General features: G+C 72.2%; 24 protein-coding genes. 2 read left to right on the forward strand and 22 right to left on the reverse strand.

The genetic code is table 11. From position 1 onward, the window contains the following. Positions 1–37 precede the first annotated feature (37 nt). The 4 genes from AOK00_RS02805 to fmt form a co-directional block, all read right to left on the reverse strand. Positions 38–1,054 (reverse strand): sugar-binding transcriptional regulator, encoded by a 1,017-nt coding sequence (locus tag AOK00_RS02805; protein ID WP_030316333.1) that lies wholly within the window; start codon positions 1,052–1,054, stop codon positions 38–40. A gap of 180 nt (positions 1,055–1,234) precedes the next feature. Then, positions 1,235–1,918: a ribulose-phosphate 3-epimerase gene (rpe, locus tag AOK00_RS02810; RefSeq protein WP_055598732.1), complete on the reverse strand. Its 684-nt coding sequence runs from the start codon at positions 1,916–1,918 to the stop codon at positions 1,235–1,237. A gap of 150 nt (positions 1,919–2,068) precedes the next feature. Continuing rightward, complete coding sequence (locus AOK00_RS02815; RefSeq protein ID WP_055598733.1) at positions 2,069–3,481, reverse strand: RsmB/NOP family class I SAM-dependent RNA methyltransferase; 1,413 nt, start codon at positions 3,479–3,481, stop codon at positions 2,069–2,071. A gap of 223 nt (positions 3,482–3,704) precedes the next feature. Continuing rightward, on the reverse strand, positions 3,705–4,637 hold the full coding sequence (gene fmt / locus AOK00_RS02820) for a methionyl-tRNA formyltransferase (protein WP_055598734.1): 933 nt from the start codon (positions 4,635–4,637) through the stop codon (positions 3,705–3,707). Positions 4,638–4,864: 227 nt separating this feature from the next. On the opposite strand from fmt, the gene AOK00_RS02825 reads away from it, so the two are divergent. Further along, entirely contained in the window at positions 4,865–5,383 is a 519-nt protein-coding gene (locus tag AOK00_RS02825; protein WP_055598735.1) for a hypothetical protein, read from the forward strand. A 124-nt stretch (positions 5,384–5,507) separates the two neighbouring features. Here AOK00_RS02825 and AOK00_RS02830 read toward each other — a convergent pair whose 3' ends face one another. The 14 genes from AOK00_RS02830 to pyrR form a co-directional block, all read right to left on the reverse strand. After that, positions 5,508–7,646, reverse strand: a complete 2,139-nt coding sequence (locus tag AOK00_RS02830; RefSeq protein WP_055598736.1) for a primosomal protein N' — start codon at positions 7,644–7,646, stop codon at positions 5,508–5,510. 93 nt (positions 7,647–7,739) lie between these two features. Beyond that, complete coding sequence (gene metK, locus AOK00_RS02835; protein WP_030316322.1) at positions 7,740–8,948, reverse strand: methionine adenosyltransferase; 1,209 nt, start codon at positions 8,946–8,948, stop codon at positions 7,740–7,742. 236 nt (positions 8,949–9,184) lie between these two features. Then, positions 9,185–10,411 carry a bifunctional phosphopantothenoylcysteine decarboxylase/phosphopantothenate--cysteine ligase CoaBC gene (gene coaBC, locus AOK00_RS02840; protein ID WP_055598749.1) on the reverse strand — a complete coding sequence of 409 codons (1,227 nt, stop codon included), beginning with the start codon at positions 10,409–10,411 and terminating at the stop codon, positions 9,185–9,187. Between the two features lie 97 nt (positions 10,412–10,508). After that, positions 10,509–10,781, reverse strand: coding sequence for a DNA-directed RNA polymerase subunit omega (gene rpoZ, locus AOK00_RS02845; protein ID WP_030316319.1), 273 nt, complete (start codon positions 10,779–10,781; stop codon positions 10,509–10,511). 64 nt (positions 10,782–10,845) lie between these two features. Continuing rightward, positions 10,846–11,418, reverse strand: a complete 573-nt coding sequence (gmk, locus tag AOK00_RS02850; RefSeq protein WP_079041811.1) for a guanylate kinase — start codon at positions 11,416–11,418, stop codon at positions 10,846–10,848. A gap of 73 nt (positions 11,419–11,491) precedes the next feature. Continuing rightward, a complete protein-coding gene (locus AOK00_RS02855; RefSeq protein WP_030204477.1) occupies positions 11,492–11,815 on the reverse strand; it encodes an integration host factor in 324 nt (107 codons plus the stop codon). Between the two features lie 331 nt (positions 11,816–12,146). Further along, a complete protein-coding gene (gene pyrF / locus AOK00_RS02860) occupies positions 12,147–12,983 on the reverse strand; it encodes an orotidine-5'-phosphate decarboxylase (RefSeq protein ID WP_055598737.1) in 837 nt (278 codons plus the stop codon). After that, complete coding sequence (locus tag AOK00_RS02865; protein ID WP_055598738.1) at positions 12,980–14,089, reverse strand: quinone-dependent dihydroorotate dehydrogenase; 1,110 nt, start codon at positions 14,087–14,089, stop codon at positions 12,980–12,982. The genes pyrF and AOK00_RS02865 overlap by 4 nt, the downstream gene beginning before the upstream one ends. Positions 14,090–14,144: 55 nt before the next feature. Next, positions 14,145–17,453 carry a carbamoyl-phosphate synthase large subunit gene (carB, locus tag AOK00_RS02870; RefSeq protein ID WP_055598739.1) on the reverse strand — a complete coding sequence of 1,103 codons (3,309 nt, stop codon included), beginning with the start codon at positions 17,451–17,453 and terminating at the stop codon, positions 14,145–14,147. Next, the gene (carA, locus tag AOK00_RS02875; protein WP_055598740.1) at positions 17,446–18,603 is read right to left on the reverse strand and encodes a glutamine-hydrolyzing carbamoyl-phosphate synthase small subunit; all 1,158 of its coding nucleotides are present in this window, start codon (positions 18,601–18,603) and stop codon (positions 17,446–17,448) included. The genes carB and carA overlap by 8 nt, the downstream gene beginning before the upstream one ends. Next, positions 18,600–19,172, reverse strand: a complete 573-nt coding sequence (locus AOK00_RS02880; RefSeq protein ID WP_055598741.1) for a PH-like domain-containing protein — start codon at positions 19,170–19,172, stop codon at positions 18,600–18,602. The genes carA and AOK00_RS02880 overlap by 4 nt, the downstream gene beginning before the upstream one ends. Further along, positions 19,169–20,455 (reverse strand): dihydroorotase, encoded by a 1,287-nt coding sequence (locus AOK00_RS02885; RefSeq protein ID WP_055598742.1) that lies wholly within the window; start codon positions 20,453–20,455, stop codon positions 19,169–19,171. Before AOK00_RS02885 ends, AOK00_RS02880 begins: the two co-directional genes overlap by 4 nt. A 2-nt stretch (positions 20,456–20,457) precedes the next feature. Continuing rightward, positions 20,458–21,438 carry an aspartate carbamoyltransferase catalytic subunit gene (locus tag AOK00_RS02890; protein WP_055598743.1) on the reverse strand — a complete coding sequence of 327 codons (981 nt, stop codon included), beginning with the start codon at positions 21,436–21,438 and terminating at the stop codon, positions 20,458–20,460. Positions 21,439–21,524: 86 nt separating this feature from the next. After that, entirely contained in the window at positions 21,525–22,091 is a 567-nt protein-coding gene (pyrR, locus tag AOK00_RS02895; protein WP_055598744.1) for a bifunctional pyr operon transcriptional regulator/uracil phosphoribosyltransferase PyrR, read from the reverse strand. Positions 22,092–22,336: 245 nt separating this feature from the next. Here pyrR and bldD point away from each other — a divergent pair, with 245 nt between their 5' ends. Continuing rightward, positions 22,337–22,837 (forward strand): transcriptional regulator BldD, encoded by a 501-nt coding sequence (gene bldD, locus AOK00_RS02900; RefSeq protein WP_015032294.1) that lies wholly within the window; start codon positions 22,337–22,339, stop codon positions 22,835–22,837. A gap of 215 nt (positions 22,838–23,052) precedes the next feature. On the opposite strand, the gene nusB is transcribed toward bldD, so the two are convergent. The 4 genes from nusB to AOK00_RS02920 form a co-directional block, all read right to left on the reverse strand. Further along, positions 23,053–23,490, reverse strand: coding sequence for a transcription antitermination factor NusB (gene nusB, locus AOK00_RS02905; RefSeq protein WP_055598745.1), 438 nt, complete (start codon positions 23,488–23,490; stop codon positions 23,053–23,055). Between the two features lie 2 nt (positions 23,491–23,492). Further along, positions 23,493–24,059: an elongation factor P gene (gene efp / locus AOK00_RS02910; protein ID WP_030316297.1), complete on the reverse strand. Its 567-nt coding sequence runs from the start codon at positions 24,057–24,059 to the stop codon at positions 23,493–23,495. Between the two features lie 49 nt (positions 24,060–24,108). After that, a complete protein-coding gene (locus AOK00_RS02915) occupies positions 24,109–25,221 on the reverse strand; it encodes an aminopeptidase P family protein (RefSeq protein ID WP_055598746.1) in 1,113 nt (370 codons plus the stop codon). Positions 25,222–25,336: 115 nt separating this feature from the next. Then, the coding region (locus tag AOK00_RS02920; RefSeq protein ID WP_055598751.1) for an AAA family ATPase at positions 25,337–26,066 on the reverse strand (730 nt) is incomplete at its 5' end.

Here is a 26,066-nt window from a genome sequence, read left to right on the forward strand (position 1 = left end):
CGGGGTCCTCGATCGACTCGGCCGACGGGATCCTCGTTCAGACGCCGTCCGGGTCCGTCCGGTCGAGCGCCGGGTGGGTACCCGGGCTGGACTCGGTGAGCAGGTAGTCCGCCGCGGCGCGGTCGGTGACCAGGCTGGTGACGAGGCCGGAGCGGAGCACCGCGCCGATCGCCGCCGCCTTGCGCTGGCCGCCCGCGATGGCCACGACCTCGGGGATCCGGCGCAGCCGGTCCGCCTCGACGGTGATGCAGCGCTCGCCCAGGTCGCGGCCGACCCGGCGCCCCTCGGCGTCGAAGAGGTGCGCGGACATCTCGGCGGCGACGCCGAGCGAGGCGTAGTGGGCGCGTTCCTCGTCCGAGAGCATGTCGTGGACGGTCGAGATGCCCGGCTCCCAGGAGCCGATGGAGACGCAGGCGACGGTCACCTTGTCGAAGTACTCGAAGGCCCGCGCGATGCCGGTCTGGCTGCGCAGCGCCGCCGCGGTCGCCGGGTCCGGCAGCAGCATGGGAGCGTAGATCGGGTGCGCCTCGCCGCCGGACACCTGGGCGGCACGGCGGACGGCCTCGACGGATCCGCGCTCGGCGGTGCCGGCGTCGTACACACCGGTGAGCTGGACGACGGTGCACGGAGGCAGCCGGTCGAGCGCCGCCGCCATGTGGATGGTGGAGCGACCCCAGGCGAGGCCCAGGACGTCGCCCTCGGTCACCAGCTCGCCGAGCAGGTCGGCCGCGACCTCGCCGAGGTTCTCGGGGTCGGGCGACTCGTCCTCGCCCTCCGCCGGGGATTCGACGACGACGGCGTGGCGGAGCCCGTAGCGGGCACGGAGCGCGTCGGAGCGCTCGGCGTCCAGCTCGGCCGGTACGCGGATCTCGATGCGTACGAGATCGCGCTCCAGGGCGGTCTCCAGGACCCTGGCCACCTTGAAGCGGCTCACGCCGAACTCCTCGGCGATCTGGATCTTGGACTTGCCCTCGAGGTAGAAGCGACGGGCCATGGCCGCCGCCTGCACCAGCTCCGCGGGGCCCATCCGCAGGGCTGACCGTCCCGCCGACATACCCGCCACCGCGATCTCCTCACCTGTTCACGTACCGCTGTTCACGTACCGACGTTCATGTACCGCTGTTCGCGTACCGCTGTCGTTCACACTCTGGACTCGCCGTCCATCCTGTCAGATACGGCGGGCCTTGATCAGTCCTGTCGGCTGCCCGACGGACCGCGTTCATCGGCCGGAGGCTCAGTGGCCACACGCCCACGGGGCGGCGGCCGTCACGGCCTCCGCGCGGGCCCGCAGCGAGGCGACGGCGGCGGCCGGGTCGGCCGCGCCGTAGACCGCGGAACCCGCCACGAAGACATCGGCGCCGGCCTCCGCGCACCGCTCGATCGTCGACTCGGCGACCCCGCCGTCGACCTGGAGCCACAGCTCCAGACCGTGCTTGGAGATCAGCTCACGGGTACGACGGATCTTGGGCAGCATGATGTCGAGGAAGGCCTGACCGCCGAAGCCGGGCTCGACGGTCATGATCAGCAGCATGTCGAGCTCGGGGAGCAGGTCCTCGTACGGCTCGATGGGCGTGGCCGGCTTGAGCGCCATCGAGGCGCGCGCGCCCTTGGCCCGGATCTCGCGCGCGAGCCGGACGGGCGCCGCCGCCGCCTCGACGTGGAAGGTCACCGAACCGGCGCCCGCCTCGACGTACTGGGGCGCCCAGCGGTCGGGGTCCTCGATCATCAGGTGGCAGTCGAGGGGAGTGTCGGTCGCGCGGGCGAGCGACTCCACGATCGGCACACCCAGGGTCAGGTTGGGCACGAAGTGGTTGTCCATCACATCGACGTGGAGCCAGTCCGCCCCGTCGACGGCCTTCGCCTCATCGGCGAGCCGGGCGAAGTCCGCGGACAGGATGCTGGGGTTGATCTGCGCCATGAGCCAAGCCTCCCACGTTCTTGGGCACTTCTTTGCCGCCGAGCGGTTTCGGATGCGGTCCAGACCACTTTCGGTGCGAAGCGACGAGCCGGGACCGGCGCAGACCGGGAGATTACGGTCAGGTGATCGAAGGGTCGGAGGACCGCGGGGTCACGCCGTGCGGCGGATGAGCGCCAGATACATGGCGTCCGTGCCGTGCAGATGCGGCCAGAGCTGGAGATCCGGACCGTCGCCGAGGGCCGGAACGCCCGGCAGCAGCGGGCGGGCGTCGATCAGCTCGCCGCCGCCGACCTTCTTCAGGACGTCGTCGACGACCACCCGGGTCTCGGCGAGGTGCGGCGAGCAGGTCGCGTACCCCACGACACCGCCGACCCGGACGGCGCCGAGCGCCTCGGTGAGCAGGGCGCGCTGGAGCGGCGCGAAGCCGTCCAGGTCCTCGGGACGACGCCGCCAGCGGGCCTCGGGGCGACGGCGCAGGGCGCCGAGGCCCGAGCAGGGCACGTCCATGAGGACCCGGTCGAAGGAGCCGGGGCGCCACGGCGGGCGGGTGCCGTCGGCGGCGATCACCTGGTACGGGCCCGGGTTGCCGGCGAGGGCGCGCTCGACGAGGCGCGCGCGGTGCGGCTGCTTCTCGGAGGCGAGCAGGGCGGCGCCCCGCTCGGAGGCGAGGGCCGCCAGGAGCGCGGCCTTGCCGCCGGGGCCCGCGCAGCCGTCGAGCCAGCGGGCGTCGGGGCCGTCGAGCGGCGCGTTGGCGAGGGCGATCGCGACGAGCTGGCTGCCCTCGTCCTGGACGCCGGCCCGGCCGTCCTTGACCGCCTCGATGGCGCCGGGCTCGCCGCCCTCGGCCATGCGCACGGCGTACGGCGACCAGCGTCCCGGCAGGGTCTCGGTGGCCTCGGCGAGCTCGTCGGTGGTGGACCGTCCTGGACGGGCGACGAGGGTGACCTCGGGGCGCTCGTTGTCGGCCTCCAGGAGGTCCTCGATCCCGGCGCGGCCGCCGCCGAGGGAGTCCCAGAGCGCCGAGACGACCCAGCGGGGGTGCGAGTGGACGACGGCGAGGTGGTCCTCGGGGTCGGCGTCGTACGGCGGGGCGACCTGCGCCACCCAGGCGTCGAGGTCCTGCTGCGAGATCTTCCGCAGCACGGCGTTCACGAACTTGGCCCGCCCGTCGCCGAGCACGACCCGCGCCAGCTCGACGCTGGCGGAGACGGCGGCGTGGGTCGGGATCCGGGTGCCGAGCAGCTGGTGGGCGCCGAGCGCGAGCACGTCGAGCACCGGCGGGTCGACCTCGCGCAGCGGCCGGTCGATGCAGGCGGCGATGATCGCGTCGTACGTGCCCTGGCGGCGCAGCGTCCCGTAGACCAGCTCGGTCGCGAGCGCCGCGTCCCGGCCGTCGAAGTCGCCGCCCTCGCGTGCCTTCTTGAGGAGCGGCGGCAGCACGAGGTTCGCGTAGGCGTCCCGCTCGTCCACCGCCCTCAGCGCCTCGAAGGCGAGCATCCGGACGGGGTCCTTCTGGGGCCGCCGGTAGGGCTTGTGGGGACGGCGACGTGCCTGCTCGCTCAAAGGTGCTCCGCGTGACGAAATGACGAGGTCGAACCCCCCAAGCCTACGTCCGCCGCGCCCCCACCCGCTCCCGGGCCCGAAGGGGGCCTCGCCTCCCGTCAATCCACGGGGCTCCGGGGGTCCTGCCCCGCGCCGGCCCCCGGCGGCTCCGAGAGCCTCGCTCCCGCCGGCCCCGAGGCTTCGGGAGCCTCGCCTCGCGTCGGTCCGCGGGTCCGCGGGGGCCTCAGACGCCGAGGACCTCGCCCGGCGCGATGCGCACGCCGCGCGCCCAGTCGGCGGCCTTCATCGGCTTCTTGCCCTGGGGCTGCACCCAGAGGAGCTCGACGGCGTACGAGCCGGTGCCCGCGTACACGTTGTTCTTGCCCGCGGCGAGCTGCCCCGGGGTCAGGTCGGTGCGGTCGGGCAGCGGGGTGACCTGGATCAGCTTGAGGCGCTCGCCCCGGAAGACCGTCCAGGCGCCGGGGGCCGGGGTGCAGCCGCGGACCACCCGGTCCACCCGCAGCGCGGGGGCGGCGAAGTCGACGTGGGCGTCCTCGACCTGGATCTTCGGGGCGAGGGTGATCCCCTCGACCGGCTGCGGAACGGCCTGGAGCGCACCGTCCTCGATGCCGTCCATGGTGGCGGCGAGCAGCCCGGCACCGGCGAACGCGAGCCGGGTGAGGAGGTCGCCGCTGGTGTCGGTGGGCCGGATGTCCTCGGTGACGACGCCGTAGACCGGGCCGGAGTCCAGGCCCTCCTCGATCAGGAAGGTGGACGCGCCCGTCACCTCGTCGCCCGCCATCAGCGAGTGCTGCACGGGTGCCGCGCCCCGCCAGGCCGGCAGGAGCGAGAAGTGCAGGTTGACCCAGCCGCGCGCGGGGATGTCGAGGGCGACCTTGGGCAGCAGCGCGCCGTAGGCGACGACGGGGCAGCAGTCCGGGGCGATCTCCCGCAGCCGGGCGAGGAAGTCCTCGTCGCGGGGCCTGGCCGGCTTCAGGACCTCGATCCCGGCCTCCTCCGCCCGCTGGGCCACCGGGCTGGCGACGAGCCGCCGACCGCGGCCGGCCGGGGCGTCCGGCCGGGTGACGACAGCGGCCACCTCGTGCCGGCCGGAGGCGAGCAGGGCGTCCAGGGCGGGAACGGCGACCTCGGGGGTGCCTGCGAAGACGAGCTTCATGAGTGTCGACTGCCTGTCTCTCCGGGGGCTTTACGGGCAGCGCACCAGTCTAGGGGCCCCTGATGGAGGGGGCGTACGGAAGGACGAGCGCCCCGCGCATATGCGTGTACGCCCCCGCAGCGTGACCCAACCCCGGGTAGCGCGTTGGTCAAGAGAGATTGACCGAATCGGGTCGCCGTTCCCCCCTGCGGCCCTTCCCCTTACATGCCGGTTCGAGAGGCTTTCACATGGCCGACCACGCAACCCACGACGCCCAGGCTCGGGCGAGTCTGCACCTGCTGGTGCGGGACATCGAGCGGGTACGGCGGCAGGTGGACGCACTGCGCACGCTCACGGCCCAGCTGGGCAATGTCTACCGCCCTCGCCGCTCCGGCCCGTCCACGGGCTTCGTCGTCTACGGGCGGGCCCCCGCCCCCACCGTTCGTCTCGCCCAGGAGCTGCGGGACAGTGTCGAGACCCTGGTGACCGCCGCGGTCGACTTCGACCGCTCGCTCGGGTTCTCCTGGGACGCGGTGGGCTCCGCGCTCGGAGTCACCAAGCAGGCCGTCCACCGCCGTTACGGTGCCCGGCGCGCACCCCAGCCGGGCGTCGGCATCGACCAGGACCCGATCGTGGAGCCGAGCGCGACCCGCACGCTCCCCTCGGTCCCCGCCGCCCGCTCGATGCCCCCGCAGCCGACCTCGGGCAGCGCCTCCCTCCGCGAGGAGCCGCGGACGTCGGCCTTCCCCAGCCCTCGCAACGGCTGACCCGCGAGCGCCCCACGGCCGCCCGCCCCCACGGGGGCGGGCGGCCGTCGCACGTGCCGGGCGCTCGACGCCGTGCCGGCGGCCGCCCCGCGCGCCGCCCGCCCGCTCCACGCCCCGCGGCCCGTCAGCCGATGTCCGGCGGGTCCACCCGGATCCGCACCGGGTCCCCGCCGCCCCGCGTCATCCGCGCCGCCCTGGCCTGTTTGAGCGCGGTCGCCAAGGCCGCGCCGCTGCCCGGCGGGACCCGGACCAGGGCGCGCTCCCACTGCTCGCCCGGCGGCGGGTCGCCCGGTCTCCGGGGCCCCCCGGGGCGGACCACCGGCAACGGCACCGGGCCGAGCACCTCGGCGTCGGCGGGCAGCCCCGCCGCCGCGAGCAGACCTTCGACCGCCTCCGGCGGACCCGTGACCGCCGCCATCCGGGAGACCGGCGGGAAGCCCAGCTCGGCCCGTTCGGCCAGCTCGCGCTGGGCGTGCCCGACCGGGTCCCAGCGGACGAGCGCCTGGACGGGCCGGAGCGTCGGCTCGGCGATCACCACCACGGTGCCGCCGTCGGGCTGGCCCCGGACCAGCGAGGCCGCGTCGATCCAGCGGCGCAGGGCCTCCTCGCCCGCCCGCAGGTCGGGCCGGCCGAGCATCGCCCAGCCGTCGAGGAGCAGCGCGGCCGCGTAGCCGCCCTCGGCGACCGGCTCGGCGCCGGGGGTGGAGACGACGAGCGCCGGGCGGCCGGGCACGGTGTCCAGGATGTGATCCCGGCCCGAGGTCCTCACCGGCACCGCGGGGAACGCCCGGCCGAGCTCCTCCGCCGTCCGGCGCGCGCCGACGACCTGGGCCCGCAGCCGGGTCGAGCCGCACTCCACGCAGTGCCAGTCGGAGGCCCCGCGCCCGCACCAGCCGCAGTGCAGCTCCTGCTGTTCGGGGGCCTCCAGTGGCCCGGCGCAGTGGCGGCAGCGGGCGGGCGTGCGGCACCGCTCGCAGGCGAGCCTCGGTACGTACCCCCGGCGGGGCACCTGGACCAGGACCGGCCCGGTCTTCAGCCCTTCGCGCACGGTCTGCCAGGCCAGCGAGGGCAGCCGGGCGGCGCGCGCGGCCTCGTCGCGGGCCAGTTCGCCGTCGCCCACGGTCCGGATCAGCGGGGCGGCCCTGCGGACCTGCTCGCGTCCGGCGAGGAGCGCCTTGGCCCAGCCGGACTCGACGAGCTGGGCCGCCTCGACGGTGCAGCCGGTGCTGCCGAGGAGGAAGGCGCAGCGGTCGTGGGCGGCGCGGAGCAGCAGGACCTCGCGCGCGTGGGGCTGCGGGGCGTGCTGCTCGCTGTGGCTGCCGTCGCCGTCGTCCCAGATGACGACGAGCCCGAGGTCCCGGACGGGGGCGAACATCGCGGCCCGGGTGCCGACGACGGCCCGTACCGCGCCGCGCCGCACGGCGAGCCACTGCGCGTACCGCTTCTCGGGGCCCGCCTCGGCGGTGAGCAGGGCGTGCCGCCCCTCCCCCAGGACGGTGGTGAGCGCCGCGTCGACCCGCCCCGCCGCACGGCCGTCGGGTACGACGACGAGGGCGCCCCGGCCGGAGGCGAGGGTGGCGCCGACGGCGCGGGCGATCTCCTCGGCCCAGTGCGGCCCCGGGAGCGCGTTCCAGACGGCCCGGGGTGCCCCACCGCGCGCGAGCGAGTCGAGGAATGCGGGCCCCCGTTCGTACCGCGTCCAGCTGCCCGGTTCCGGAGCGGCGGGCGGCGGCAGCGGCTCCGGCGAGGGGCGCCCCTCGGCGCGGGCGCTGCGCGGCGGTACGGCGAGCTGGAGCACGTCCGCGAGGCTTCCGGCGTACCGGTCGGCGACGGCACGGGCGAGCCCGAGCAGTTCGGGGCCGAGGACCGGTTCCGGGGAGACGACGTCGGCGAGGGCGGCCAGGGGTCCGGAGTAGTCGGAGCCGGCCCGGCGCTCGACGAGGAAGCCGTCGATGAGCCGTCCGCCCTCCCGGCGTCCGTTCTTGACCTGGTGCGCCCCCGCGCCGAACCGCACCCGGACCCGCACTCCGGGCTGTGCGGCCTCGTCCAGTTCCTCGGGGACCGCGTAGTCGAAGAACTGGTCGAGATGGAGCGACCCCTTGTTCACCACGACCCGGGCGACGGGCAGCTCCTTGGCCAGCGCGGCCCCGCGCCAGGTCCGCGGCTTGGCGCGCGGCACCTTCGCCTGCCGCACGGTCTCCCGAATGAGCGCGAGCTGCTCGGGTTCAGCGGTCTCGCCGGGATTCTCTTTCTCGCTGCTCACAGCCCCATACCTACCAGACGTCACCGACAGCCGGGCATGCCGAAGCCCGGCACCCCGAGGGGTGCCGGGCTTCGGTCACGTGCGTCCGGGGACCTACAGGCCGGCGGCCTGCTTCAGCGCGTCCACGCGGTCCGTGCGCTCCCAGGTGAAGTCCGGCAGCTCACGGCCGAAGTGGCCGTACGCGGCGGTCTGGGAGTAGATCGGGCGGAGCAGGTCGAGGTCGCGGATGATCGCGGCCGGGCGGAGGTCGAAGACCTCGGCGATGGCGTTCTCGATCTTCTCGTTGTCGACGGTGTTGGTGCCGAAGGTCTCGACGAAGAGACCGACGGGCTCGGCCTTGCCGATCGCGTAGGCGACCTGGACCTCGCAGCGCGCGGCGAGGCCGGCGGCGACGACGTTCTTGGCGACCCAGCGCATGGCGTAGGCGGCCGAGCGGTCGACCTTGGACGGGTCCTTGCCGGAGAAGGCGCCGCCACCGTGGCGGGCCATGCCGCCGTAGGTGTCGATGATGATCTTGCGGCCGGTGAGGCCGGCGTCGCCCATCGGGCCGCCGATCTCGAAGCGGCCGGTCGGGTTCACCAGGAGGCGGTAGCCGTCGGTGTCGAGCTTGATGCCGTCCTCGACGAGCTGCTTGAGCACGTGCTCGACGACGAACTCGCGGATGTCGGGCGCGAGCAGCGACTCCAGGTCGATGTCGGACGCGTGCTGCGAGGAGACGACGACCGTGTCGAGGCGGACGGCCTTGTCGCCGTCGTACTCGATGGTGACCTGGGTCTTGCCGTCGGGGCGCAGGTACGGGATGGTGCCGTTCTTGCGGACCTCGGTCAGCCGGCGGGAGAGCCGGTGCGCGATGTGGATCGGCAGCGGCATCAGCTCGGGGGTCTCGTCCGACGCGTAGCCGAACATCAGGCCCTGGTCGCCGGCGCCCTGCTTGTCCAGCTCGTCCTCGTCGCCCTCGACCCGCTGCTCGTACGCGGTGTCCACGCCCTGGGCGATGTCCGGGGACTGAGACCCGATGGACACCGACACGCCGCAGGAAGCGCCGTCGAAGCCCTTCTTCGAGGAGTCGTAACCGATCTCGAGGATCTTGTTCCGGACGAGGGTCGGGATGTCCGCCCACGCCTTGGTGGTCACCTCACCGGCGACGTGCACGAGACCGGTGGTGATCAGCGTCTCGACGGCGACGCGCGAGGTGGGGTCCTCTCGCAGCAGTGCGTCGAGGATGGTGTCGCTGATCTGGTCAGCGATCTTGTCGGGGTGTCCCTCGGTGACGGACTCCGAGGTGAACAGACGACGGGACACAACGCTCCCTGGGGTTGCAGCGGCTGCTGGCTCTTCTTTGACGGACCGGCAGGGGGCTGCGCCCCAAGACGTTCCGCGGACAGTCTATCGGTCGTGGTCGCGGGATGGACCAGGTGTCTCGCCTGGCGAATGCCCTGACCGGGTGAATCCGGCCGCTGCGCGGCGGGTGAACCCCCTGATGGGGCGTACATCACACGCGCCCCGCTGGATCCGTGGTCCTCCCGGGACGAGATGCGTCAGGTCGTGGCGCGCAGCCGCGGCAGCACCAGGTCCCAGACGGTCTCGGCGAGCGCTTCCTTCGGGCCGTGCGGTACGGGGGTCTCGGCGCCGTCCGAGGCGAGCACGACGGCCTCGTTCTCCTCGGAGCCGAAGGTCTTGCGCTCCCCCACCTCGTTGACGACGAGGAGGTCGCAGCCCTTGCGGCGGAGCTTCTCGCGGCCGTTGGCGAGGACGTCGTCGGTCTCGGCGGCGAATCCGACGACCACCTGACCCGGCAGGGCCCGGTCGGCGGAGATCTCGGCGAGGATGTCGGGGTTGCGGACGAGCTCGACGGTGGGCGCTCCCCCGTCGTCCTGCTTCTTGATCTTGCCGGTGGCGTAGACGGCCGGGCGGAAGTCGGCGACGGCTGCCGCCATGACCACGGCGTCGGCGTCGGCGACGGCCTTGAGCACGGCCTCGCGCAGCTGGAGGGCGGTGCCGACGTGCACGACGTCGACGCCGGCCGGGTCGGGGATGCCGGTGTTGGCTTCGACGAGGGTGACCCTGGCCCCCCGGGCGGCGGCGGCCCGCGCGAGCGCGTATCCCTGCTTCCCGGAGGAGCGGTTGCCCAGGTAGCGGACGGGGTCGAGGGGCTCCCGGGTGCCGCCGGCGCTGACGACGACGTGCCGGCCGGCGAGGTCGGGGGTCGCGGTGCCGCGGGCGGGACTGTGCCAGTTCAAGACGTGCCGGCAGATCTCGAAGATCTCCGCGGGGTCGGGCAGCCGGCCCTTGCCGGTGTCGACGCCGGTGAGGCGGCCGACGGCCGGCTCGACGACGACGGCGCCGCGGCGGCGCAGGGTCGCCACGTTCTCCTGGGTCGCCGGGTGCTCCCACATCTCGGTGTGCATGGCGGGGGCGAAGACGACGGGACAGCGCGCGGTGAGCAGCGTGTTGGTGAGCAGGTCGTCCGCGAGTCCGTGGGCGGCCTTGGCGAGCATGTCGGCGGTGGCGGGGGCGACGACGACGAGATCGGCGGCCTGGCCGATCCGGACGTGCGGCACCTCGTGGACGCTCTCCCACACCTCGGTCGAGACGGGGTTGCCGGAGAGTGCGGACCAGGTGGCGGCGCCGACGAAGTGGAGGGCGGAGTCGGTGGGGACGACGCGGACGTCGTGGCCCGACTCGGTGAGCCGCCGGAGCAGCTCGCACGCCTTGTAGGCGGCGATGCCGCCGCTGACCCCCAGAACGACCTTCGGCTTGCTCACCACTGCCACTCCCCGCACTCGGATGCCTACGACTCCATGAGACACCACAGGCCCGGCGGATGTTCCGCCGGGCCTGTGGTGAATGAACGTGACGCGCTTACGTGGCCGGGCCCTCGATGGCCTCGGACGTCAGCAGACCCGCGTTGATCTCGCGCAGGGCGATCGAGAGCGGCTTCTCGTGGACGTGGGTGTCGACCAGCGGACCCACGTACTCCAGCAGGCCCTCGCCGAGCTGGGAGTAGTACGCATTGATCTGACGCGCGCGCTTGGCCGCGTAGATCACGAGGCTGTACTTCGAGTCCGTGGCCTCGAGCAGCTCGTCGATCGGCGGGTTGATGATGCCCTCGGGCGCGGTGATGGAAGAGGACACGCTCTACCTTCCGAAGATGGAAAAAGGATCGGACAGCCGTTGGGTGTCCGGGGGAACAAGTGGATCATTCCCCAGAAGTCAACAGCATCAACGTTAGCAGCTCGCGCGCAACGTCCTCGACGGAGGTGTTGACGAGCGTGGTGTCGAACTCCGACTCGGCAGCCAGCTCGACCTTCGCGGCGGCGAGACGGCGCTCGATGACCTCGGGCGACTCGGTGCCGCGGCCTGTGAGGCGGCGGACCAGCTCCTCCCAGCTCGGCGGGGCCAGGAAGACCAGCTGGGACTCGGCCATCGAGTCCTTCACCTGGCGGGCGCCCTGGAGGTCGATCTCCAGGAGCACGGGCTCGCCGGCGTCGAGGCGGTCGAGGACCGCGCGGCGCGGGGTGCCGTACCGGTTGCCCGCGAACTCGGCCCATTCGAGGAGCTCACCGTTGGCGATCAGCTTGTCGAACTCGTCGTCCGTCACGAAGAAGTAGTGGACGCCGTGCTTCTCGCCGGGGCGGGGCTTCCGTGTCGTCGCCGACACCGAGAGCCAGACCTCGGGGTGGACCTTGCGCATATGAGCGACGACCGTGCTCTTGCCGACCCCTGAGGGGCCGGAGAGCACGGTCAGCCGCGGACGTACCTCTGCTGCCATGCAGCGATTATTCCAGCTTTACCGGGGTGCCCGAGACGCGTGTCCCGGATCGGTGGCCGGACCGGTCGCCGGATCAGGCGCCGGTGCTGCCGAACTCGCGCTCCAGGGAGGCGATCTGGTTGGAGCCGAGACCGCGCACCCGGCGGCTCTCGGAGATGCCGAGCCGCTCCATGATCTGCTTGGCGCGGACCTTGCCCACGCCGGGCAGGGACTCGAGCAGCGCGGAGACCTTCATCTTGCCGATGACGTCGTTCTCCTGGCCGGTCTTGATGACCTCGTGGAGGGAAGCGCCGGAGTGCTTGAGTCGATTCTTGACCTCGGCCCGCTCCCGGCGAGCCGCGGCGGCCTTTTCGAGCGCGGCTGCGCGCTGTTCAGGGGTAAGGGGCGGAAGAGCCACGCCTACGTCACCTCGGATGTCGATCTGTCGGATACGGACCGGTGAGGAACCTCGCGCCCCACACCAGTGGAGCAACGCTCAACGGAGTGGTCGTTGAACGCCTGCTCTGCCCCGGAGACTAGCGGCCGAGGCCGCTCCAGTCAGCGAGAACGAAGGAAAAGTCCTGGTCAGCATCGACCGACCGGGACTTTTCCGGCAAAACGACCCGGTTTTGAGCCAAGTTTTCGTCAAGTAGTGAGACGGCCCGGCGGGACGGGTCGTCCCACCGGGCCGAAACAGTGCCGAAATCCGGGTCGATCCGCTCCGACCTGCGGAGAGACCGTGACGCTCGTTACCCGCCGACGGCCGCGCGGATCTCGTCCGCGTACCGGTGCGCCGAGTCCCGCAGGGCGGCCGCGTCCGGTCCGTGCCGCAGGACCCCGCGGCTGACGTTCGGGACGACGTTGCCGACGGCCGCGCCGAAGACGGCCGGGAGGTCGGCCGGGGTCGCGCCCTGGGCGCCGATGCCGGGGGCGAGGAGCGGGCCGTTGATGTCCAGGTCGAACGAGGACAGGTCGCCGAGGGTGGCACCGACGACCGCGCCGAAGGAGCCCATCGGGGTCTCCCCCGCGTTCTCCGCGGCGAGGTGGCCCAGCATGGTGGCGCCGATCGTGCGGCCGTCCTCACGGACGGCCCGCTGGACCTCCGCGCCCTCCGGGTTGGACGTCAGCGCCAGGACGAAGAGACCGGCGCCGGACTCGCGGGCCAGGTCGACGGCCGGCTTCAGGGAGCCGTAGCCGAGGTACGGGGAGACCGTGAGCGCGTCGGAGAAGAGCGGGGAGTCCTTCCGCAGGTAGGTCTCGGCGTACGCGGCCATGGTCGAGCCGATGTCGCCGCGCTTGGCGTCCATGACGACCAGGCCGCCCGCCGCGCGCAGATCGGCGACGGCGCGCTCCAGGACGGCGACACCGCGCGAGCCGAAGCGCTCGAAGAAGGCGGACTGCGGCTTGAAGACGGCCACGGTGTCCGCGAGCGCCTCGACGACGGTGAAGGTGAACCGCTCCAGACCGGCGATGTCGTCGGTCAGGCCCCAGGAGTCGAGGAGCGCGGCGTGCGGGTCGATGCCGACGCAGAGCGGGCCGCGCTCGTCCATGGCGGAGCGCAGACGGGTGCCGAAGGAGAGGGTCACTTGGCGGCCTTTCGGGAGTCGGCGCCGACGGCCTCGGCGAGGGTGGCGTACGGGGAGGCCGCGAGGCGCGCGGCGAGGCCCTTGTGGATCGCGCGGGCGTAGAACGGGCCCTCGTAGACGAAGGCGCTGTAGCCCTGGATCAGGGTGGCGCCGGCGAGGATGCGCTGCCAGGCGTCCTCGGCGTTCTCGATGCCGCCGACGCCCACGAGGACCAGACGGTCGCCCACGCGCGCGTGGAGGCGCCTGAGGACCGCGAGGGAGCGCTCCTTGACGGGCGCGCCGGACAGACCGCCGGTCTCCTTGACCAGCGCGGGGTCGGACAGCAGGCCGAGGCCCTCGCGCGCGATGGTGGTGTTGGTGGCGATGATGCCGTCGAGGCCGAGCTCCAGGGCGAGGTCGGCGACCGCGTCGACGTCCTCGTCGGCCAGGTCGGGGGCGATCTTGACCAGGAGCGGGACCCGGCGGTCGGTGACCGTGCGGTCGGCGGCTTCCCGTACGGCCGTGAGGAGCGGCCGCAGGGACTCGGTGGCCTGGAGGTTGCGCAGGCCGGGGGTGTTCGGCGAGGAGACGTTCACGACGAGGTAGTCGGCGTGCGCGGCGAGGCGCTCGGTGGACTTCACGTAGTCGGCGGCGGCCTCGGCCTCGGGGACGACCTTCGTCTTGCCGATGTTGACGCCGACGACGGTCCTGAAGACCGGTACGCGCGCGTGGAGGCGTTCGGCGACGGCGGCGGAGCCCTCGTTGTTGAAGCCCATCCGGTTGATGAGCGCGCGGTCCGGGATCAGCCGGAAGAGGCGCTTCTTCGGGTTGCCGGGCTGGGGCTCGCCGGTGACGGTGCCGATCTCGACGTGGTCGAAGCCGAGCATCGACATGCCGTCGATGGCGACGGCGTTCTTGTCGAAGCCGGCGGCGAGCCCGAAGGGGCCGTGCATCCGCAGGCCGAGGGCCTCGGTGCGCAGCTCCTTGTAGCGGGGCGCGAGGACGGCGGCGGCGAAGGTCCGCAGGACGGGGACGCGGGCGGCGAGGCGGATCCAGCGGAAGGCCAGGTAGTGGGCCTTCTCCGGGTCCATGCGCTTGAAGACGAGGTTGAAGAAGAACTTGTACATGTGGGTGTCCTCAGCAAGAGGGGGACACCGTTTCCGGTGTCCCCCTCGTGGGTTGCTAGTCGCGGGCCGCGGTCAGGTGTTCCGCGTGTTCCTGGAGCGAGCGGACCCCGACATCGCCCCGGTTGAGCGCGTCGATGCCCTGGACGGCCGCGGCGAGCGCCTGGACCGTGGTGAGGCACGGGACGCTGCGCGCCACCGCGGCCGTACGGATCTCGTAGCCGTCGAGCCGGCCACCGGTGCCGTACGGGGTGTTGACGATCAGGTCGACCTGGCCGTCGTGGATGAGCTGGACGATCGTCTTCTCGCCGTTCGGGCCCTCGCCCTCGCTGAGCTTGCGCACGACCGTGGCGTTGAGGCCGTTGCGCTTGAGGACCTCGGCGGTGCCGGAGGTGGCGAGCAGCTCGAAGCCGTGGGCGACGAGCTCGCGCGCCGGGAAGATCATCGAGCGCTTGTCGCGGTTGGCGACCGAGATGAACGCGCGGCCCTTGGTGGGCAGCGGGCCGTAGGCGCCGGCCTGCGACTTGGCGTACGCCGTGCCGAAGACCGCGTCGATGCCCATGACCTCGCCGGTGGAGCGCATCTCCGGGCCGAGGACCGTGTCGACGCCGCGGCCGTGCACGTCGCGGAAGCGCGACCACGGCATCACGGCCTCCTTGACGGAGATCGGCGCGTCGAGCGGCAGGGTGCCGCCGTCGCCGGTCTTCGGCAGCAGGCCCTCGGTGCGCAGCTCGGCGATGGTGGCGCCGAGCGAGATGCGGGCGGCGGCCTTCGCGAGCGGGACGGCGGTCGCCTTCGAGGTGAAGGGGACGGTCCGGGAGGCCCGCGGGTTCGCCTCGAGGACGTAGAGGATGTCGCCGGCCATGGCGAACTGGATGTTGATCAGGCCGCGCACGCCGACGCCCTTGGCGATGGCCTCGGTGGAGGCGCGCAGGCGCTTGATGTCGAAGCCGCCGAGGGTGATCGGGGGCAGGGCGCAGGCCGAGTCGCCGGAGTGGATGCCGGCTTCCTCGATGTGCTCCATGACGCCGCCGAGGTAGAGCTCGTGGCCGTCGTAGAGGGCGTCGACGTCGATCTCGATGGCGTCGTCGAGGAAGCGGTCGACCAGGACCGGCCGGGTGGGGCTGATCTCGGTGGACTCGGCGATGTACGACTCCAGGCGGGCCTCGTCGTACACGATCTCCATGCCGCGGCCGCCGAGCACGTACGAGGGGCGCACGAGGACGGGGTAGCCGATCTCGTCGGCGATGGCCTTGGCGCCGGCGAAGGTGGTCGCGGTGCCGTGCTTGGGCGCGGGGAGGCCCGCGTCGGCGAGGACCTGGCCGAAGGCGCCGCGGTCCTCGGCCGCGTGGATGGCCTCCGGGGAGGTGCCGACGACCGGCACGCCGTTGTCCTTGAGCGCCTGCGAGAGGCCCAGCGGGGTCTGGCCGCCGAGCTGGACGACGACACCGGCGACGGGGCCGGCGAGCGTCTCCGCGTGGACGATCTCCAGGACGTCTTCGAGCGTGAGCGGCTCGAAGTACAGGCGGTCGGAGGTGTCGTAGTCCGTGGAGACGGTCTCCGGGTTGCAGTTGACCATCACGGTCTCGTAGCCGGCGTCGCTCAGGGCGAAGGAGGCGTGGACACAGGAGTAGTCGAACTCGATGCCCTGGCCGATGCGGTTCGGGCCGGAGCCCAGGATGATCACCGCGGGCTTGGTGCGGGGCGCGACCTCGGTCTCCTCGTCGTACGAGGAGTAGAAGTACGGGGTCTTGGCGGCGAACTCGGCGGCGCAGGTGTCGACCGTCTTGTAGACCGGTCGGACGCCGAGGGCGTGCCGGACCTCGCGGACGACGTCCTCGCGCAGACCGCGGATCTCGGCGATCTGGGCGTCGGAGAAGCCGTGGCGCTTGGCCTCGGCGAGGATCTCCGGTTCGAGCTTGTCGGCGGCGCCCAGCTCGTCGGCGATCTCCTTGATCAGGAAGAGCTGGTCGACGAACCACGGGTCGATCTTCGTGGCGTCGAAGACCTCCTCCGGGGTGGCTCCGGCGCGGATGGCCTGCATGACGGTGTTGATGCGGCCGTCGGTCGGGCGGACCGCGTCGCGGAGCAGCTCGGCCTTGTCGCCGGGCTCACCGACGAAGGTGAACTGCGAGCCCTTCTTCTCCAGGGAGCGCAGGGCCTTCTGGAGCGCCTCGGTGAAGTTGCGGCCGATCGCCATGGCCTCGCCGACCGACTTCATGGTCGTGGTCAGCGTGGAGTCGGCGGAGGGGAACTTCTCGAAGGCGAACCGCGGGGCCTTGACGACGACGTAGTCGAGGGTGGGCTCGAAGGACGCCGGGGTCTTCTCCGTGATGTCGTTCGGGATCTCGTCCAGCGTGTAGCCGACGGCGAGCCTGGCCGCGATCTTGGCGATCGGGAAGCCGGTCGCCTTGGAGGCGAGCGCCGAGGAGCGGGAGACGCGCGGGTTCATCTCGATGACGATGATCCGGCCGTCGACCGGGTCGATCGCGAACTGGATGTTGCAGCCGCCGGTGTCGACGCCGACCTCGCGGATGATCGCGATGCCGATGTCGCGGAGCCGCTGGTACTCGCGGTCGGTGAGGGTCATCGCCGGGGCGACGGTGATCGAGTCACCGGTGTGGACGCCCATCGGGTCGAAGTTCTCGATGGAGCAGACGACCACGACGTTGTCGTTCTTGTCGCGCATCAGCTCCAGCTCGTACTCCTTCCAGCCGAGGATGGACTCCTCCAGGAGCACCTCGGTGGTCGGGGAGAGCGTCAGGCCCTGGCCGGCGATGCGGCGCAGCTCGTCCTCGTCGTGGGCGAAGCCGGAGCCGGCGCCGCCCATGGTGAAGGAGGGGCGGACGACGACGGGGTAGCCGCCGAGGGTGTCGACGCCCTGGATGACGTCGTCCATCGAGTGGCAGATGACCGAGCGGGCGGACTCGCCGTAGCCGATCTTGGCCTTGACGGCCTCGACGACGCCCTTGAAGAGGTCGCGGTCCTCGCCCTTGTTGATGGCCTCGACGTTGGCGCCGATGAGCTCGACGCCGTACTTCTCCAGGACGCCCTGCTCGTGCATGGAGATCGCGGTGTTGAGCGCGGTCTGGCCGCCGAGGGTGGGCAGGAGGGCGTCGGGGCGCTCCTTGGCGATGATCTTCTCGACGAACTCGGGGGTGATCGGCTCGACGTACGTGGCGTCGGCGATCTCCGGGTCGGTCATGATCGTGGCCGGGTTGGAGTTGACCAGGATCACCCGCAGGCCCTCGGCCTTGAGGATGCGGCAGGCCTGGGTGCCGGAGTAGTCGAACTCGGCGGCCTGGCCGATGACGATCGGGCCGGAGCCGATGACCAGGACGGACTGGATATCGGTGCGCTTAGGCACGCTCGGCCTCCATCAGGGCTGTGTTCATCAAAGACGTGAAGCGGTCGAAGAGGTACGCGGCGTCGTGCGGGCCCGCGGCGGCCTCGGGGTGGTACTGGACGGAGAAGGCCGGCTGGTCGAGCAGCTGGAGGCCTTCCACGACGTTGTCGTTCAGGCAGACGTGCGAGACCTCGGCACGCCCGAAGGGGGTGTCGGAGACCTTGTCGAGGGGCGCGTCGACGGCGAAGCCGTGGTTGTGCGCGGTGATCTCGACCTTGCCGGTCGTACGGTCCTGGACCGGCTGGTTGATGCCCCGGTGGCCGTACTTCAGCTTGTAGGTGCCGAAGCCGAGCGCGCGGCCGAGGATCTGGTTGCCGAAGCAGATGCCGAACAGCGGCGTCCTGCGCTCCAGGACGGCCTGCATGAGGGCGACGGGGCCGTCCGCGGTGGCCGGGTCGCCCGGCCCGTTGGAGAAGAACACGCCGTCCGGGGAGACCGCGTACACGTCCTCGACGGTCGCGGTGGCGGGCAGTACGTGGACCTCGATGCCGCGCTCGGCCATGCGGTGCGGGGTCATGCCCTTGATGCCGAGGTCGATCGCGGCGACGGTGAACTTCTTGGGGCCGATCGCGGGGACGACGTACGTCTCCTTGGTGGCGACCTCGGCGGAGAGGTCCGCGCCCTTCATCTCGGGCTGCTGGCGGACCTCGGCGAGCATGGTGCCCTCGTCGGGCAGCGCGCTGCCGGAGAAGATGCCGACGCGCATGGCGCCGCTCTCGCGCAGGTGGCGGGTGAGGGCGCGGGTGTCGACGCCGGAGATGCCGACGACGCCCTGGTCGCGGAGCTCCTCGTCCAGCGAGCGCCGGGCGCGCCAGTTGGAGGAGACGCGGGCGGGGTCGCGGACGACGTAGCCGGAGACCCAGATGCGGCCGGACTCGGGGTCCTCGTCGTTGACGCCCGTGTTGCCGACGTGCGGGGCGGTCATGACGACGACCTGGCGGTGGTACGACGGGTCGGTGAGGGTCTCCTGGTAGCCGGTCATGCCGGTGGAGAACACGGCCTCGCCGAAGGTCTCCCCCACGGCCCCGTAGGCGCGGCCGCGGAAGATGCGGCCGTCCTCCAGGACGAGTACGGCGGGAACCCTGCTGGTTCCCCGGGTGGAGGTCGTCATCGTGCGATGCCTTCCGTCGTGGTGGTCATGGAGTTGATGGCCTCGACCCAGGCGGTGTGCTCGACCGCCCGGTCGGACCGGAAGCCTGAGTCGAGCAGCTCGCCGCCGTGCGTCCAGGTGACGATCAGCAGGCCGCCCTCGGCGAGGACCTTGCCCGCGATGCCCTTGTCGAGGCGGGCCTCGCGCAGGGCCTCGGCCGGGACGAAGAAGTCGTTCGCCCCGGGGCGTACGACCGCGAGCCCGGCGTCGGTGAGCGTGAGCTCGACGCGGCTGCGGGTGCCGAGACCGTGGGCCACGATCCGGTCGAGCCACTGACCGGCGGTCGTGGAGCCGTGGTAGCGCCCGCTGAGAGTCAGTTTCGCCGTACCGGCCGTCTCGGGCGCGGTGGGGAGCTCGGGGAGGGCCGACTGGAGGCTGCCGCGCCACTTCCAGCCCTGGCGCATCAGCCAGTACACGAAGGCGATGAAGAGCAGCAGTCCGGCGACCCAGCCGAGCCGTCCGGCCCAGTCGGTCACCTCCGCCGACTTCTGATCGGCAGCCTCTGCGGCGATTGCGATGAGTGGTGTCACGCCAGCTTCCCGTCCACGACCGTTGCCCGGCCCCGCAGGAAGGTGTGGGTGACGCGTCCCGGCAGCTCACGGCCCTCGTAGGGGGTGTTTCGGCTGCGGGAGGCGAAGTCCGCGGGGTCCACGACACCACGGTAAGCCGGATCGACCAGCGTCAGGTTCGCGGGCTCACCAGCCGAGACGGGTCGTCCGTGGCCCTTGGCCCGTCCGATGCGGGCGGGCGCGAAGGACATCCGGTCGGCGACGCCGGCCCAGTCGAGGAGGCCGGTCTCGACCATCGTCTGCTGGACGACGGAGAGCGCGGTCTCCAGGCCGACCATGCCCATGGCGGCCGCGGCCCACTCGCAGTCCTTGTCCTCGTGGGGGTGCGGGGCGTGGTCGGTGGCGACGATGTCGATCGTGCCGTCGGCCAGCGCCTCGCGGAGCGCGAGGACGTCCTTCTCGGTGCGCAGCGGCGGGTTGACCTTGTAGACCGGGTTGTAGCTCCGGACCATCTCGTCGGTGAGGAGGAGGTGGTGCGGGGTGACCTCGGCGGTGACGTCGATGCCGCGGGACTTGGCCCAGCGCACGATCTCGACGGAGCCGGCGGTGGAGAGGTGGCAGATGTGGACGCGGGAGCCGACGTGCTCGGCGAGGAGGACGTCGCGGGCGATGATCGACTCCTCGGCGACGGCCGGCCAGCCGCCGAGACCGAGCTGGGCCGAGACGATGCCCTCGTTCATCTGGGCGCCCTCGGTGAGGCGGGGCTCCTGGGCGTGCTGGGCGACGACGCCGTCGAAGGCCTTCACGTACTCCAGGGCGCGGCGCATGATCACGGCGTCGTCGACGCACTTGCCGTCGTCGGAGAAGACGGTGACGCCGGCGGCGGAGTCGTGCATGGCGCCGAGCTCGGCGAGCTTCCTGCCCTCCAGGCCGACGGTGACGGCGCCGATGGGCTGCACGTCGCAGTAGCCGGACTCCTTGCCGAGCCGGTAGACCTGCTCGACGACACCGGCGGTGTCGGCGACCGGGTGGGTGTTGGCCATGGCGAAGACGGCCGTGAAGCCGCCGGAGGCGGCGGCGCGGGTGCCGGTGAGGACGGTCTCGGAGTCCTCGCGGCCGGGCTCGCGCAGGTGGGTGTGGAGGTCGACCAGGCCGGGCAGCAGGATCTGGCCCTCGGCCTCGATCACGGTGGCGCCCTCGGCGGAGAGACCGGTACCGACCTCGACGACGGTCTCGCCGTCGATCAGCACGTCCTGGACGGCGCCGCCCAGCACCTGCGCACCGCGGATAAGAGTCTTGCTCATGGTTACTTGTTCTCCTCGGTACGGGTGTGGGTGACGGCGGAGTCGTTGCCGCCCAGAAGCAGGTAGAGGACCGCCATCCGGACGGAGACGCCGTTGGCGACCTGCTCGACGACCGTGCAGCGGTCGGAGTCGGCGACCTCGGCGGTGATCTCCATGCCGCGGACCATGGGGCCGGGGTGCATGACGACGGCGTGCTCGGGCATCCTCGCCATCCGCTCGCCGTCGAGGCCGTACCGGCGCGAGTACTCGCGCTCGGTCGGGAAGAAGGCGGCGTTCATCCGCTCGCGCTGCACACGCAGCATCATGACCGCGTCGGACTTCGGCAGCACGCGGTCGAGGTCGTACGAGATCTCGCAGGGCCAGGTCTCGACGCCGACGGGGACCAGGGTGGGCGGGGCCACCAGGGTGACCTCGGCGCCGAGGGTGTGCAGCAGGTCGACGTTGGAACGGGCGACCCGGCTGTGCAGGACGTCGCCGACGAGCGTGATCCGCTTGCCCTCGAGGTCGCGGCCGAGCCCGGTGTCCCGGCCGACCAGGCGGCGGCGCATGGTGAAGGCGTCCAGGAGGGCCTGGGTGGGGTGCTGGTGGGTGCCGTCGCCGGCGTTGATGACGGGGGCGTCGATCCAGCCGGAGGTGGCGAGGCGGTACGGGGCTCCGGAGGCGCCGTGGCGGATGACGACCGCGTCGACGCCCATGGCCTCCAGGGTCTGCGCGGTGTCCTTGAGCGACTCGCCCTTGGAGACGCTGGAGCCCTTGGCCGCGAAGTTGATCACGTCGGCGGAGAGGCGCTTCTCGGCGGCCTCGAAGGAGATCCGGGTCCGGGTGGAGTCCTCGAAGAACAGGTTGCAGATGGTCCGGCCGCGCAGGGTCGGCAGCTTCCGGATGGGCCGGTCGGCCACCCGGGCCATCTCCTCGGCGGTGTCGAGGATCAGGACGGCGTCGTCGCGGGTGAGGTCGGCGGCCGAGATGAGGTGACGCATCATCGGTGTGTCTCTCCGTGGTGGGGAGGTGTGAGGGCATGCGGGGGCGCAGGGGGGTGCCCCGGCCCCGCGGGGGAAAGCCGGTCCGGCTAGGCGGTGGGCCGGGCGCCGAGCAGGACGGTGTCGCGACCGTCCTCCTCGGCGAGCTGGACCTTGACCGTCTCCCGCAGCGACGTGGGGAGGTTCTTGCCGACGTAGTCGGCGCGGATCGGAAGCTCGCGGTGGCCGCGGTCGACGAGGACGGCGAGCTGGACCGCACGGGGGCGGCCGATGTCGCCGAGGGCGTCGAGGGCGGCGCGGATGGTGCGGCCGGAGAAGAGCACGTCGTCGACGAGGACGACCAGGCGGCCGTCGACGCCGTCACCGGGGATCTCGGTGCGGCCGAGGGCACGGGCCGGCTTCATCCGCAGGTCGTCCCGGTACATGGTGATGTCCAGGGATCCGACCGGGATCTTGGTGCCGGTGATCGATTCGAGCTTCTCGGCGAGCCGGCGGGCGAGGAAGACACCGCGGGTGGGAATGCCGAGGAGAACCACGTCGTCTGCGCCCTTGGCGCGCTCGACGATCTCGTGTGCGATGCGGGTGAGGACCCGCGCGATGTCCGGGGCCTCGAGAACGGGCCGCGCGTCGTCGCCGTACTGCTGCTGGGTGTCCATGAAGAAACGGACCTCCTTCTCCGCCTCACGGGACGGCTCTTAAAGGACGTCGGATTTGCACGTCAACGATACCAGGGGCGGACGGAGGCCTCCCTCGCACCCCTGGCGCCGCTCCGGGCGCCGTCCCCCGGGAGGGGGCGGTACGGACCATTCGGCTTGACGGGTAGGAGTAACGCTGCGTAACCTCACAGTGAGTTACCAGCCGCGCGGCGCAGCCGCATGTCGTCACAGCGTCCGGGAGCGTTATGTCCAGCGAATACGCAAAGCAGCTCGGGGCCAAACTCCGTGCCATCCGCACCCAGCAGGGTCTCTCGCTCCACGGGGTCGAGGAGAAGTCCCAGGGCCGCTGGAAGGCCGTGGTGGTCGGGTCGTACGAGCGCGGCGACCGCGCGGTGACCGTGCAGCGTCTTGCCGAGCTGGCCGACTTCTACGGGGTGCCGGTGCAGGAGCTCCTGCCGGGCACCACGCCGGGCGGGGCCGCCGAGCCGCCGCCGAAGCTCGTCCTCGACCTGGAGCGCCTGGCGCACGTCCCCCAGGAGAAGGCCGGCCCGCTGCAGCGCTACGCGGCGACGATCCAGTCGCAGCGCGGCGACTACAACGGCAAGGTGCTGTCGATCCGTCAGGACGACCTGCGTACCCTCGCCGTCATCTACGACCAGTCCCCCTCGGTCCTCACCGAGCAGCTCATCAGCTGGGGCGTCCTCGACGCGGACGCGCGCCGCGCGGTCGCCCACGAGGAGAACTGACCCCTTCAGGGGACCCAGCAGAAACGTACCGCCGGGCCCGTGGACGTCATCCGACGTCCACGGGCCCGCCGCTTTCCCACCGTCGCGGACCCCGGTCCTCCCGCGCCCGCGACCCCACCGCTCTCGCCGTCGCGAACGATGAGCCGGGGATACGCCGAAGGGGCCCGCAGCACGAGTGCTGCGGGCCCCTTCGACTGCCGGTGACGTCTTCGAACTCAGGCGTCCGTGTCCCGGCGCAGACGCGGCTTCAAGTCCTTGAAGCGCGCCAGCAGACCGTTGACGAAGGTCGGGGACTCGTCCGTGGAGAACTCCTTGGCGAGCTGCACCGCCTCGTCGATCGCGACCGCGTCCGGCGTGCCGTCCTCCCAGATCAGTTCGTACGCACCGAGGCGCACGATGTTCCGGTCGGCGACGGGCATCCGGTCGAGGTCCCAGTCCACCGCGTAGGTCGCGATGAGCTCGTCGATCCGAGCCACGTGGGACGCGTAGCCCTCGACCAGCTGCATGGTGAAGTCGTTCACCGGCGGCTGGCGGTCGTCCGACCGCGCGTGCCGGACCTGGTCCGCGAGAACCTCCTGGACGGAGGCACCACGCTGGTCCGCCTCGAAGAGGATCTGGAAGGCGCGCTTGCGGGCCTTGCTCCGAGCGGCCACGGTTACTTGTTCACCCGGCCGAGGTAGTCGCTGGTGCGGGTGTCGACCTTGATCTTCTCACCGGTGGTGATGAAGAGCGGGACCTGGATCTCGTGGCCGGTCTCCAGCGTGGCGGGCTTGGTGCCGCCGGTGGAGCGGTCGCCCTGGACGCCCGGGTCGGTGTGCTTGATCGTCAGCTCGACGGCGGCCGGGAGCTCGACGTAGAGCACCTCGCCCTCGTGCTGGGCGACCGAGGCGGTGAAGCCCTCGATGAGGAAGTTGGCGGCGTCGCCGACCGACTTGCGGTCGACCATCAGCTGGTCGTACGTCTGCTCGTCCATGAAGACGAAGTAGTCGCCGTCCATGTAGGAGAACTGCATGTCGCGGCGGTCGATGGTGGCCGTCTCGACCTTCACGCCGGCGTTGAAGGTCTTGTCGACGACCTTGCCGGACAGCACGTTCTTGAGCTTGGTGCGCACGAAGGCCGGGCCCTTGCCGGGCTTGACGTGCTGGAACTCGACGACGGACCAGAGCTGGCCCCCGTCGAGCTTGAGCACCATGCCGTTCTTGAGGTCGTTCGTGGAAGCCACGGTTGCGGAATCTCCTGGACTGACGTGGGACCGCGGAGACGTCCGCGCTCTACAGCGCGAGCAGCTCCTTGGTCGTGATGGTGAGTAGCTCGGGTCCGCCGTCCGCCTCCTGGCGCACGACGAGCGTGTCATCGATCCGGACCCCGCCCCGTCCCGGGAGGTGAACCCCCGGTTCGACGGTGACCGGCACACAAGCGTCCAGTTTACCCATGGCCGAGGGTGAGAGCTGCGGGTCCTCGTCGATTTCGAGCCCCACCCCGTGCCCGGTGAGGGGTACGGCGGCCTCTCCGTGCCCCGCCGAGTCCAGAATCTGGCGGGCCGCCCGGTCCACGTCGCGGTACTCGGCGCCCGGTGCGAGGGACTCCCGGCCGGCCCGCTGAGCGGCGAAGACGAGCTCGTACAGCTCGATCTGCCAGTCGGCCGGCGTCGTGCCGATGACGAAGGTGCGGCCGATCTCGCAGCGGTAGCCGCGGTAGTCGGCGCCGAGGCAGACGGAGAGGAAATCCCCCTCCTCGACCCGGCGGTCGGAGGGCCGGTGGCCCCGGCGGCCGGAGTGCGGACCGGTCGCCACCGAGGTCGGGAAGGCCGCCCCGTCGGCGCCGTGGTCGACGAGCCGCCGCTCCAGCTCCAGGGCGAGGTGCCGCTCGGTCCGCCCCACCAGGATCGACTCCAGGAGCTCGCCGAGCGCCTGGTCGGCGATCTCGGCGGCGATCCGCAGACAGGCGATCTCGTCCTCGTCCTTGACGATCCTCAGCTGCTCCACGGCGCACGCGAGGTCGGCGAGCCGCAGGCCGGGCGCGACGGAGCCCATCGCCCGGTGCCGGGTCACGGTCAGGTCGTGCTCCTCGACCGCCAGCGCGTCGGCGCCCGCCCGGCGGGCGAGGTCGACCGCGGCGACGGCCGGATCTCCGCCGCCCGCGGGCAGGACCTGCCGGCGGAGAAGTTCGTCGAGCCGTCCGTCGGCCGGTTCGCCGGTGGGCGCGACCGGGCAGAGCAGCACGTCCGCGTCGGGCTCGGGCCCGACGAGGAGGACCGCGCCCGGGGGCGAACCGCCCGCGAGATAGCGGACGTTGGCAGGGCGGGAGACCAGGGCCGCCGGGCTGCCCGCGGCCGCGCACCGATCGCGCAGCCGTACACGGCGGTCCGCATACACCTCTGACATGCTCCGAGCCTACGAGCAGCGGGGCGCGGTGGCCTGTTCAGGACGGCCGACCGGGCGGGAGACCCGCCAGGTCGTGGTCGTGTGCCGTGGGCCGGCCTCCGGGGCCGGCCCGGGGTCACCAGGTGGGCGGGCTGGCGATCGCGCGGGCCAGGATGTCGTCGAGGACGCGGGCGGTGGTCTCGACGTCGTACGTGGAGTTGTCGATGATCGGCAGGCCGGAGCCGTACCAGCCCGCCATCCGGCCGTGGATGGCGGCGACCTCCTCGTCCGAGAGGCGCCGGTTGCCGCTGCGCTCGGCGTTGCGCTCCAGGACGATCTCCAGACCGGGCAGGAGCACCACGGGCAGCAGTCCGGGGCCGACGTGCCGCTTCCAGCCTCCGAGGCCGACGACGGGCCGGTCGGGGAAGACGGCGTCGTCGACGATGCAGGAGATGCCGTTGGCGAGGAAGTTGCGCGCGGCGAAGCCGCAGGTGCGGCGGGCGAGCCGGTACTGCGCCTCGGAGTGCTCGTTCCAACCGGACTGCGGGTCGGCGAAGCCGGAGCAGACCCACTCGCGGACGTCGTCGAGGCTGATGTGCGCGGTGGGCACCCGTCGGCGCTGCGCCCAGTGCCGGGCGACGGTGGTCTTGCCGGCGCCCGCGGGGCCGATCAGCAGCACGGCGAGGGTCGCGGCCCCGGTACCGCCGCCGTGCTCCACGGCGGGCGCGAGCGGCGCGCTCACGGGCGGCAGGGGCGCGTGTCCGGTGAGGTCGGCGCGCGGGGGCTGTCCGCCGGGATACCGCGATCCGCCCGGGTGCTGCGGACCGCCGGAATGCTGCGGTACGGCTCCGGAGCCGCCCCAGCCG

The organism is Streptomyces aureus (assembly GCF_001418135.1).
In the GTDB taxonomy this organism is placed as follows: domain Bacteria; phylum Actinomycetota; class Actinomycetes; order Streptomycetales; family Streptomycetaceae; genus Streptomyces; species Streptomyces aureus_A.

What these genes read in the sequence shown, in the direction of transcription:
- AOK00_RS02805 (WP_030316333.1), bottom strand. Translation starts at nt 1,054, where the DNA reads ATGTCGGCGGGACGGTCAGCCCTGCGGATGGGCCCCGCGGAGCTGGTG.
- rpe (WP_055598732.1), bottom strand. Translation starts at nt 1,918, where the DNA reads ATGGCGCAGATCAACCCCAGCATCCTGTCCGCGGACTTCGCCCGGCTC.
- fmt (WP_055598734.1), bottom strand. Translation starts at nt 4,637, where the DNA reads ATGAAGCTCGTCTTCGCAGGCACCCCCGAGGTCGCCGTTCCCGCCCTG.
- AOK00_RS02825 (WP_055598735.1), top strand. Translation starts at nt 4,865, where the DNA reads ATGGCCGACCACGCAACCCACGACGCCCAGGCTCGGGCGAGTCTGCAC.
- gmk (WP_079041811.1), bottom strand. Translation starts at nt 11,418, where the DNA reads ATGGCAGCAGAGGTACGTCCGCGGCTGACCGTGCTCTCCGGCCCCTCA.
- AOK00_RS02865 (WP_055598738.1), bottom strand. Translation starts at nt 14,089, where the DNA reads ATGTACAAGTTCTTCTTCAACCTCGTCTTCAAGCGCATGGACCCGGAG.
- carA (WP_055598740.1), bottom strand. Translation starts at nt 18,603, where the DNA reads ATGACGACCTCCACCCGGGGAACCAGCAGGGTTCCCGCCGTACTCGTC.
- AOK00_RS02885 (WP_055598742.1), bottom strand. Translation starts at nt 20,455, where the DNA reads ATGAGCAAGACTCTTATCCGCGGTGCGCAGGTGCTGGGCGGCGCCGTC.
- AOK00_RS02890 (WP_055598743.1), bottom strand. Translation starts at nt 21,438, where the DNA reads ATGATGCGTCACCTCATCTCGGCCGCCGACCTCACCCGCGACGACGCC.
- pyrR (WP_055598744.1), bottom strand. Translation starts at nt 22,091, where the DNA reads ATGGACACCCAGCAGCAGTACGGCGACGACGCGCGGCCCGTTCTCGAG.
- bldD (WP_015032294.1), top strand. Translation starts at nt 22,337, where the DNA reads ATGTCCAGCGAATACGCAAAGCAGCTCGGGGCCAAACTCCGTGCCATC.
- AOK00_RS02915 (WP_055598746.1), bottom strand. Translation starts at nt 25,221, where the DNA reads ATGTCAGAGGTGTATGCGGACCGCCGTGTACGGCTGCGCGATCGGTGC.